The organism is Streptomyces sp. NPDC002446 (assembly GCF_053595675.1).
In genome coordinates this window covers 39466-50102 of the sequence record NZ_JBSFYC010000061.1, presented here as the reverse complement: position 1 = coordinate 50102, position 10637 = coordinate 39466, and the positions used below count along the sequence as shown (strand labels likewise).

Annotated in this window: 5 protein-coding genes; 1 reads left to right on the top strand and 4 read right to left on the bottom strand. The window is 74.9% G+C overall.

Annotation, left to right across the window (positions count from 1 at the left end):
- Nucleotides 1–258 precede the first annotated feature (258 nt).
- Complete coding sequence (locus tag ACWD6P_RS28055) at nt 259–1917, top strand: CDP-glycerol glycerophosphotransferase family protein (RefSeq protein ID WP_451446947.1); 1659 nt, start codon at nt 259–261, stop codon at nt 1915–1917.
- 27 nt (nt 1918–1944) lie between these two features.
- On the opposite strand, the gene ACWD6P_RS28050 is transcribed toward ACWD6P_RS28055, so the two are convergent.
- From ACWD6P_RS28050 to ACWD6P_RS28035, 4 genes are all read right to left on the bottom strand, one after another.
- Nucleotides 1945–4089 (bottom strand): tetratricopeptide repeat protein, encoded by a 2145-nt coding sequence (locus ACWD6P_RS28050; protein WP_451446946.1) that lies wholly within the window; start codon nt 4087–4089, stop codon nt 1945–1947.
- 105 nt (nt 4090–4194) lie between these two features.
- Nucleotides 4195–6144, bottom strand: a complete 1950-nt coding sequence (locus ACWD6P_RS28045; protein ID WP_451446945.1) for a helicase-associated domain-containing protein — start codon at nt 6142–6144, stop codon at nt 4195–4197.
- A complete protein-coding gene (locus tag ACWD6P_RS28040; RefSeq protein WP_451446944.1) occupies nt 6141–7586 on the bottom strand; it encodes an SWIM zinc finger family protein in 1446 nt (481 codons plus the stop codon). Before ACWD6P_RS28040 ends, ACWD6P_RS28045 begins: the two co-directional genes overlap by 4 nt.
- Nucleotides 7583–10453, bottom strand: a complete 2871-nt coding sequence (locus ACWD6P_RS28035; RefSeq protein ID WP_451446943.1) for a DEAD/DEAH box helicase — start codon at nt 10451–10453, stop codon at nt 7583–7585. The genes ACWD6P_RS28040 and ACWD6P_RS28035 overlap by 4 nt, the downstream gene beginning before the upstream one ends.
- Nucleotides 10454–10637: the final 184 nt, after the last annotated feature.

The window sequence follows — 10637 nt, the reverse complement described above, 5'->3', positions numbered from 1 at the left end:
CCCACGACTCACCACCCTCTTTCCCTCCTCGTCGCTCTTGCGTTCAGCCGCGAGCCGCGAGCCGCGAGCCGCGAGCCGCGAGCCGCGAGCGGCTGTGCGTGCGCGTCCGCGGGATCGTGTGCGTGCGGGTGCGGGTGCGGCTGTCCGTGCGCCGATGGCCGCGACACCAGTCACGGCCTCATACCCCCGCTGCGGGTACCCGTCGGCGCGGACCCCGAGCGCTGGCTGACGTTCGCCGGCGAACGCCTCGTCGTGGCGGTGGCGCGCACCGTCACCTCGACCGTCCGGGTCCTCGACGTCCTGCGCCCGGTCCTACGCGATGACCCCCGTGTCTCCCTTGTCTTCGCCTACGACCCCACCTCCGCGTTCAACGACGGCGTCCACGCCCTGCTGCGCTCGGCCGGCGCCCGCATCCTGCCCTGGCACCAATTCGCCCGCATCACACCCGACTTGATCATCACGGCCACCGAGAACGCCGACCTCGCCGTGTCACACCACACCGCCCCCGTGCTCGTACTCCCGCACGGTGTCGGCTTCCACAAGGTCGTCCCGGACTCCCGGAGCGACCGGGACCGGCTCGCCGGGGTCGTGCCGAACGCCCTGCTGCGCAGCGGCCGCGCCCGGCTCGCCATCTCGCACCCGGACCAGGCCGCCCAGCTGGCCGCCGCCCACCCCGCCACCGCCGGCCACACCCTTCTCGTCGGCGATCCCTGCTACGACGCACTGCTCGACGGGCGGGATCTGCGCGCCGCCTACCGACGCGCGCTGGGAGTGCCGGACGGCAGCCGGCTGATCATGCTGAGTTCGACCTGGCGCGCAGGCTCGCTCCTGGGCCGGGACCCCGCGCTCCCGGCCCGTCTGCTCGCCGAACTGCCCGGGGACGACTACACCGTCGCTCTGGTCAGCCACCCCAATATCGCCTCCGCTCACGGTGACCACACCATCCGTTCCCTCCTCGACTCCGCCCACGAGGCCGGGCTGCTGCGCATCCCGCCGACCGCGGGCTGGCAGGCCACCCTGCTCGCTGCCGACCTCCTCATCGGTGACCACGGGTCGGTCACCTTCTACGGTGCCGCGCTGGGTACGCCCTTGCTGCTCGGCGCGTTCAGCGAGGACGAGGCCGTGGCCGGTACGCCCATGGCCGAGTTGGGACGCCTCGCACCCCGGCTCGCCGCCGACGCCCCGCTCCGGCCGCAGATCGAGCAGGCGCTCAACGCCCCGGACTCGACCGGCGACGACACCGTCGCCCGGCTCCGCAAGCTCGGCGAGAGCGCCTTCGCCGCTCCGGGCCGGGCCCTGGACCTGATCCGGACCGCCGTCTACGACCTCGTGGGCCTCCCCGAGCCGACCGGTCCGCCGCCCCCGCGCCGGGCACCGGAACCTCCCGTACCGCAGGACCGCCCGGCCGACGTCACCGCGTTCCACGTGACCACCTCGCTCGACGAGGGGCCCGACGGCACCCGGGTGTCCGTCGAGCGCACCCCTGCCGCCGTCGACTCCTTCGCCGTCGCCGTGCGGACCGACGCCCCCGACGGGCCTTTCCGGCACCTGTCGAGCGCGGACGACGAATGGGACCGGCGGCTGGCGGAGAGCGCATCGGTCCTGATCCGCCGCGATCCGGCCCCCACCGTCGTCGCCGCCGACCGGTGGATCCAGGACACCCTGGCCCGCTACGCCCCCGGCTGTCGGCTCGCCGCCGCCACCGTCGCCGGCCGCGGCTGCCGTATCGGGCTGCACGACGGCCGCACGGTCGAAGTGTGCGCCACCGGCCTGATGACCGACCCCACCGTGCTGGCCGGTGTCGTCTACGCCTTCCTGCGCACTCAGCGCCCGTTGGACGGCGTCGTCACCGTCGCCCTCGGCAACCGCACCGAGGACGCCGCACTGCGGCTTGCGCCACACGGCCACCGGCCCTAGGGCGGGGCACCTCGCCCCGCCCGCCGGCTACTCGGGCTCCTCCTCGGCCTCCGTCAGCCTGCGGCGCAGCTCGACGGCGCGCGGGCCGCCGCCCGCCTCATATATCTCCAGCGCCCGGGTGAGCAGCTGCCGCCATCGCTCGCGATCGCCACGCTCTTCGGCCAGCGCGGCCAGCTCCTCGCACACCGGGGCCTCGTAATGGACGGCCCCGCGCTCACGGAGCATCCGCACGGCCTCCTCCAGGGCCGCGACCGCCTCATCGACGCGCCCCCGCTTCCGCTGCACGCTCCCGAGCGCGGCCAGCGCACGCGCCCCCATCCGGCGGTCGTCGATCGCCATGAATCCGTCGTAGGCGTCCTGCAGCGTGGCCAGCGCGTCCTCGGTGCGGCCGACGGCGTGCTGGGCGCAGCCCATGAAGTAGCGGCCGATGGCGATACCGCGCTCATCACCCGCGGCGCGGTAGAGCGTCATCGCCTCCTCGTACGTCGTGACGGCGCGGCCCGGATCGCAGCGGTCCCAGTACCGTCCGTAGAACTCGCGGGCGGAGGCTCGCAGCAGCGTATGGCCGGATTCGTCGGCCCGTTCGATGGCCGTTTCGAGTTCGCGGCGGGCCCGGTCCAGCTCGTCGCGGTCCATCAGCGGACGCGAGAGCAGTGCACGCAGCCGGGCCTCGGCGGCCGGGTTGCCGTCCGCAGCGGCCTCCCTGGCGCCGAGCTCCCCGGACACGGCCCAGTCGTTGACGTATCGGCGGTTGAGGAACAGCGCGGTCAGCGCCTCGGCCAGCTCCCAGGCCCGGCGATGCCACTGGTGGTCCGCGGCGGCCCGCTGGACGGACAGCAGTTCGCCGCGCCAGGCGTCCAGCCACTCCAGCGCCTGCTGACGGTCCCGGAAGCCGGCTCGCCGGTCGTTCTCCTCCAAGCGCTCGACGTACTGTCCGATGCGCATCCGGCGCCCCATGACGGCCAGGTCCGCGTGCGCGGCGCGGGTGAGCAGATGGTCCACCACCCGGCGTACGACGGCGGTGCGCTCGGTCTCCGCCTCCTCCTTGACCGCCTGCTCCCTGGCGTGCAGCCGCACCAGGTCGTGGAAGTCGTACCGTCCGTCCGCCGCCACCGTGACCAGGCTCGCGGTCTCCAGGGCTTCGAGCTGCTCGGTCGCCTGAGGAACCGTCGTTCCGGCAGCGGCGGCGGCCGTCTCCGCGTCCCACCGGCGCCCGGGATACAGGCCCAGCACCCGATACAGCCGTGCGGTCTCTTCGGACAACCCGGCATACGCCACCGCGAAAACCGCCGTCACCACTCGCTCCCCTCCCGTGCGCAAGGCATTCAATCGGCTCTCGTCAGCGGCCAGTTCATCGGCGAACGCCTCGACCGACAACCCCGGGTGCGTCACCAGCCTCGCGGCGGCCACATGCAGCGCCACGGGCAGCCCGCCGCAGCTCGCGACGATCCGCTCGGCCTCGGCCGCCCCGCCCGCCATGACGCGGTCTTCTCCGCACAGGTCCTTGAGCAGCTGCAGGCCATGTGCGCCGGTGAGGGGTTCCAGCGGCAGCAGGCGCGCCAGGGGCAGCAGTTCACCGAGTCTGCCCTGGCTCGTCGCGAGCACGACGCTCCCGGGTGCGCCCGGGATCAGCGCCCGTACCTGCGCCGGCTCGGTGACGTCGTCCAGGACCACCAGCACCCGCTCGTCGGCCGTCCGGCTGCGGAACATTCCGGTCAACTCGCCGAGCGTGCCCGGCAGGTACTGGTCCTCGACTCCCATCGCCCGCAGGCAGCGGCTCACTCCGGCCGAGACGTCACCGCCCACCTGCGCCCGCAGCTCGGCGAAGTCGACATAGAACTCACCACCGGGGAACCGGCCGCGCTTTCCCTGCGCCCATCTGTGCGCCGTCGCGCTCTTGCCCACTCCCGGCAGGCCGCTGAGCACGGCCACCCCGCCGTTCTCGCCCACCCAGCCGTCGATGGCCTCGATCACCGGTTCACGGTCGACGAACCGGGCGACTCCGGCCGGCACCTGCCGCGGCACCGGAACCTCGGGGCGCTTCACCTCGAAGTGCACACCGCCGTGGATCGTCCCGGCCTGCACCACCGGCCCGTACGCGCTGCCGTCGAACTCGTTCCGTACGCCCTTCACACTGGCGTCCCCCTCGCCGTCCATCCCGTGCTCCTCCACGCGACCTCGTCCTCCCCCCACGGCCGGTCGATCTGCTCGGACTGCCGGATCGACTCCGCGTATCCAGAACGCTACTTGACGGCACTGACAACGCGGCCGCGCCTCTCACACGCCGCTGGATTCCGCGGCCTCCCGGGGTTCCGGCGGCAGGCCCAGGAGGCGGCGGGCGAGGGCGAGCGGTGCGTGCGGATCCCGGGCGGGGGCGGACGCCTTGGCGCGGTGGGCGGGGAGGCGTTCGACGGTGGTGGTGCCGGTGTCGGATTCCAGGGCCGGTGCGTAGCCCGCGGCGCGCAGGGCGTCCAGGGTGGCGGCCGGCGGGCTGCCGCTGACCAGGACGGTCGGGGCGATGGCGCGGAGCGCGAGGCCGCGCAGGGCGCGGTGGGCGGCCAGCTCCTTGACGAGGGTTTCATCGTCGGAGCGGATGCAGCAGGCGGCGGGCAGGACGCGCATCCTGCCGTGGGCGCGGGCGGCGTCCTGGACGAGGTAGCGCAGTGGCTGCGGCAGGGTGCCGGTCGCCGAGGCTCGCGCGAGGTCGCCGAGGAGAGCGTCGGCGGCGTGGCCGGCATCCAGCGCGCGACGTACGGAGGCGGGGGTGAACCGCCAGGTCACGGCGTGCCCTTCGGACTCGCGGTCGGCAGCGGAGGCGAGCAGCCCGGCGAGCTCGGCGGCGGGGCGGCCGGGCACCACCGCGGTCAGATCGGCCTGGAAGTGGGCCTGTTCGAGCAGGGGCGGGAGCAGGTCGCCGAGCGGCTCGTCGAGGGACCGCGGGTCGGTGAGCAGCGCCCGGCCGAGGGGGGTAAGGGTGCCGTGGGCGACCAGGCCCAGGTAGGCAGCTTCGTGGAGGGTGTGTGCGGCGCGTTCCTCGGCCATCGGCTGCTGGGTGACGGCGAGGGGACGGTGCCAGTCCGCTGCCCGCAGGAGGTTGCGCAGGGCGTCGTGAGCGGGCCGTGCGGGCTCCGGCCCGGGTGAGGGCGCGTGCGGCAGGGGCGGCAGAGGGGCTCCGGCGCCGAGGGGGACGGTGTCCAGGGCGGCGAGGAGGGCGTGCCGGAGGGCGGGCGCGTGCCGGTCGTGGCCACGGACCAGCGCCGTGGGGGTCTCGCCGAACGGCGTGTGGGTGGGCACGGCCCACAGGGCGGACCAGGCGGCCAGGACGGGGGCCAGGCGCCGGCCCGGCGGGCTGCCCAGCCATACGTCATAGGCGCTGGTGGGCAGGGCGGTGATACCGGCCGGGGTACGGGTCAGCGCGATCAGGTCGGCGGCGAGGGCGAGGTCGAGGAGGAGCCGGGTGTGCGGCTCGGAGGCGCCGGCCGCCTTGGCGAGCCGTTTGATCTCCCGTACGGCCAGGCCGCCCGACTTGCGCAGGGCGGCGGGCTGCGTCGCCAGGGAGCCCAGCAGGCGCTCCACGGTGGCGGCGAGGGTCGCCGCTGCGGCCCGGGACTCGTCGTGCAGCGAGGTCGCGGGGACCGCTGCGGCGGGCATTCCGGGGTCGGCGGTGTCGTCCGGGACCAGGCGCGGGGCCTGCGCCAGGAACGGGCCGAGGTCGTGGGCGGCCAGGAGTTGCGGGGTGCGCGGCGGGACGACGATGCAGCCGTCCTCGGCCGGGGCGGCCAGTCCGTCGTCGTAGAGGGCGCGCAGGGCGGCTTCGGCGGCGGTGCGCGCGGTACCGGTGGCGCCGAGGGCGGTGAAGACGTCCTCAGGCGGGAGGGGGGCGGTGGCCAGTTGCGCGAAGGACAGGCGGTGTGCCATCAGGGACTGGTAGTCGGCGCCCGGGGCAGGGGCGGCGGGGCCGGGGGCGTCGCGCGCGGCGCGCTCCTGGCTGAGGCGGGCGGTGGTGGCGAGCACCTGCAGGCGCGGGTGATCGAGGTGCAGCACCAGGTGGTGGAGGGTTTCGTAGGACCACAACGCGCCAGCAAGGCCGCGCAGTTCGGTGGGGGCGGGGCGGCGGGCGAGCGGCTCGGCATGGCGGGTGAGGAGCGCGGCGAGCTGCTCGGGGGTGCGCTGGGCGAGGGATCGGGTGAGTGTGTCGAGGCCTTCCACGGCCTTGAGGTTAGTCATCGCGCGAGCAGGGTGGTGAGGGCGCCTACGGGGTCGCGGTCCGCTGGTCCGGTGGGCCACCAGTCCTCCGCGCCTGGTTCGGATTCGTAGGGGTACCAGCGGTTGTCGCGGCCGAAGCGGAGCTGGATGCCGCGGTCCGGGTCGGTGAGGTGGTTGTGGCGGGGGCGCAGGGCGGGGAGGTCCGCGGCCAGGAGGGCGCTGCGGGCCCGGTCGAAGTCCCCGGCCGGAGGGTTCCAGGTCGTGTCGAGGAGGGCGAGGCCTTCGGGGCCGCCCTGCCGCCAGGCGGCGACGGAGCGGGCCACGTCCGTGGCCGTACGGCCGGTCGCGGCCGCGAGGTCGCGGTAGAGGGCCCGGGTGGTGGCGGTCAGCCCGGCCGTGGGGTGGGCGGTTGCGGCCAGGCGGACGGCGTCTTCCCACGGGGGCAGTTCCGGGAACGGGCCGTGGACCGCCGGCCGCCCGCCGCCGGGGCCCGGCGATCCGGCGGCGGTGACGCAGGCGTGGGCGCGGGCCGCGGCGTCGGCGGCCAGGAATTCCAGGGTGGCGGGGTCGAAGGGGAGGGCGTCGCCGTCCGGCAGGGCAGGCGGGCGGCCCGGTTGCGGTGGCGCCGGCAGGGGCGGTGGCAGCGGCGGCCGGGGGCGGTCGGCGAGGGCCGCGCGGGCGAGCACACCGGGCGGTGCGGGCGTCTTCGGCGTCGAGGGCTCTCCGGGCGCGCCGGGGGCCGTCATGGCGGCAGGCGTCAGGGCATCCGCTCGCGCGGGGCGTTGGGGCTCCTGGCCGCCGGGCACCGACACGGTGGCGGGGGTGTGCGCGCGGGCTTCACGGGCGGTCAGAGCGGCGTTGCGGCGGGAGAGTTCGTCGAGGAGTTCGCGTTCGCCGCGGCCGCGCATCAGCAGCAGGACGAACGGGTCCGCGTCGAGGAGTCTGGCCACCTGGAAGCAGAGCGCGGCGGCGTGTTTGCACGGCCTGCCGACGTCAGGGCACGAGCACCGGGGGACGAGGTCGCCCGGTCCCGGCAGCAGGCGCACCTCGCCTGCGGCCAGTGCGCTGGGCAGTTTCTTCGCCAGCAGGGCGGTCAGCTGAGTGGGTTCCGCGGCGATCGCGTCCAGGAGGGCGTCCCACTCCTGCTGGGTGAGGGTTCTGAGGCGGATTTCGGCGCTGTAGGGGCGGGGCTTGCTGCCGCGTACGGTGGCGACGATGCGGCCCGGTGTCACGTTGATGGTGTCGACGTGACCGTCGCGGGCGTAGGTCCGGCCGCGGGCGAGCCGTGCGCCGTCGAGGGCGGTGGTCTCCAGCGCGTCCAGCCAGGCGCTGCCCCACCAGGACTCGGCGAACAGCCCGCGGGCACCGGGCCGGGCCGGCAGAGGCGGGAAGGTGCGGGTACGGTCCGCGCGGGCCAGCTGGTCGGCCGCGGCGGCGCGGCGGGTGGTGGGGCGGGGGGTCATGCCGGCCTCCTGAGGGACACGAGATCGGCCAGCTCCGCATCGGAGAGTTCGGTCAGCGCGGTCTCCCCACCGGAGAGCACCGCGTCGGCGAGCGCCCGTTTGGCGTTGAGGAGTTGGGCGATGTTGTCCTCGACGGTGCCCTCGGCGATCAGCCGGTGGACCTGGACGGGCTGGGTCTGGCCGATGCGGTAGGCGCGGTCGGTGGCCTGTTCCTCCACCGCGGGGTTCCACCAGCGGTCGTAGTGGATCACATGGCCCGCGCGGGTGAGGTTCAGACCGGTGCCGGCCGCCTTCAGGGACAGCAGGAAGACGGGGGCCTGCCCGGTCTGGAAGCGGTCGACCATCTTCTCCCGTTCGGCGACGGGGCTGCCGCCGTGCAGCAGCTGGGTGGGGATGCCCCGGGTGGCGAGGTGCCGTTCGAGCAGCCGCGCCATGCTCACGTACTGGGTGAAGATCAATGTGGCGCCGCCCTCGGCGAGGATGGTGTCCAGGAGTTCGTCGAGGAGTTCGAGCTTCCCCGAGCGGGCGGCCAGGCCCGGGGCGGCCTCCTTGAGGTACTGCGCGGGGTGATTGCAGATCTGCTTGAGGGCGGTGAGCAGTTTCATGACCAGGCCGCGGCGCGCGATACCCTCGGCGGACTCGATCCGGGTGAGCGTCTCGCGGACAACGGCCTGATAGAGCGCGGCCTGTTCGCGCCCCAGCGCCACCGGGTGGTCGGTCTCGGTCTTGGGCGGGAGTTCGGGCGCGATGCCGGGGTCGGACTTCTTGCGGCGCAGGATGAACGGGCGCACCAGCCTCGCGAGCCGCTCGGCCGCCTCCGGGGTCTCACCTCCCTCGACCTCGCGGGCGTGCAGCGCGCGGAACGTCTTGAGGGGGCCGAGGAGCCCGGGGGTCGTCCAGTCCAGGAGGGCCCACAGCTCGGAGAGGTTGTTCTCCACGGGCGTGCCGGTGAGGGCGATCCGGGCGGGGGCCTTGATGCTGCGCAGCGCCTTGGCCGTCGAGGAGCCGGGGTTCTTCACATGCTGCGCCTCGTCGGCGACGACCCATGCCCAGCGCCTGGCGGCCAGTCGGGCGGCGCTGCTGCGCATCGTCCCGTACGTCGTCAGCACGAAGCCGCCGTCCAGGCCGTCGAGGCTGCGGCCGGTGCCGTGGAAGCGGCGTACGGGCGTGCCGGGGGCGAAGCGCTCGATCTCGCGCTGCCAGTTGCCGAGGAGGGAGGCGGGGCAGACCACGAGGACGGGGTCGGTGGGCCGCCGGTGCTGGTGGAGCGCGATGACGGTGACGGTCTTTCCCAGGCCCATGTCGTCGGCGAGGCAGCCGCCGAGGCCGGTCGAGGTCATGGTGTCGAGCCAGGCCATGCCCCGTAGTTGGTAGTCGCGGAGGGTCGCCTGCAGTCCGGGCGGCTGGGGCAGCGGGCGCGCCGGGGTGGCGAGGCGGGCGCGCAGCGCGGCGAGCGCTCCGAGTGGCACCACCTCGACCTCTTCGCCCTCCACCTCCGTCGTGCCGTGGAGCGTCGCGGCCAGGGCATCGACCGGCTCCAGGTATCCCAGTTCGCGTTTACGGGCCTTGCGGACGAGCCCCGGGTCGACCAGGACCCACTGGTCCCGGAGCCGCACCACGGGCCGGTGCGCCTCGGCCAGGGCGTCCATTTCCGCCTCCGTGAGCGGCGCCCCGTCCAGCGCCATCTGCCAGCGGAACTGCAGCAGTTCACGGGTGTCGAAGAAGCCGAAGCCGTCCGCGGCGGAGCCGGGCGCCGGGCGCAGCACCGCCGCCGCGGTCAGTCCGCGGGCCAGCTCCCTGGGCCAGTGGACGGCCACCCCCGCGGCCCCCAGACGGGGCGCCGCCTCCCCCAGCAGCTCGGACAACTCGTCCTCACCGAGGGGAAGCACATCGGGGACCGGCCGCTCCAGGAGGCGGGTGAGCGGGGCCCATACGCGGGCGGCACGGCGCAGCGCGAGCAGTGTGTCGATGCGGGAGCGCGGCCCGAAGTGATCGGGGCCCTCGCCCTCCCACAGGGCGCGGGCGTCGGCCACCAGGGTCGGATCGGTGAGGCTGTGCACCTGCAGGACGGCGGCCGCGGCACTGGGCTCCTCGGCCTCGCCCGCCCCGTTCTCCTCCCGCCTGTCGAAGAGCTGGTGCGGTGCGAGGTCCAGACGCAGTGAGAGCCGCACCCCGGCGTCGACGCCCGCCGCGACCTCGGCGGCCCATTCCCGCGCGCCGGGAAGCTGCTGCGGCTCCCTCGCGGCGAACGGGGCACCGGCCACCAGTCCGGCGGCGGGGGTGCGCGGCAGCGTGTCGGCGACCGCGTCCACATAGAGCCGCACCAGGGCCGCGGGGTCGTGCAACCGGAGCGGTCGGCTGCCGGGGAGGGGCACGGGGTATGCCTCGGCGGGCATGGCAGCGGCGATGGCCCTGAGGTGGGCGATGTCCTCAGGGTCGAGGGGACCGGCGCGCCAGGCGTCGGTGTCGTCGGCGGTCAGGCCCGGCAGCAGTCTGCCCCGTGCTGCGAGGTGCAGTGCGTGCAGGGTGGCCGCGCCCCAGCAGGCGGCGGCCGGGTCGGCGGCCGGGTCGTGCCGGGCGCGGACCAGCAGTGGCATGGCCTCGGCCAGCGGGAGCAGCAGAGCGGGAACGGTGCGGCTGCGGGCGCCGTTGCCGTGCCGACGGGCAACGGTCAGCTGCGTCGGCTCCAGGGCCCCGTCCTTGACCGGTGCCGCCGCCCCGCCTCCTCCGGTGCCGGCATCCGGGAGCGGACCGCCGTCGGGCCGCCAGAGAGCGATCTTCCCGGCGCGCGGCGGCTGGGCGGGCAGGAAGACCGCGGCACAGCCGGCCACGGCGGGGTGTCCGCCGCCCTCCCACCGCTTCGTCATACCGTCCCCTGACGTCTGATCCTTCGTTTGATCCTTCGCTGCCGGCCACGGCGTCTGCCGGGCCGGCCGCACCCGGGCTGCCCCTGCGTGCCCGACCTGCGAGTCTACGGTCGTACGCACGACACCTCCCCGAGCCGCCTGCCTCGCGCTCAAGCCGCCGCAGCGGCCTGTGCGTGATGACCAG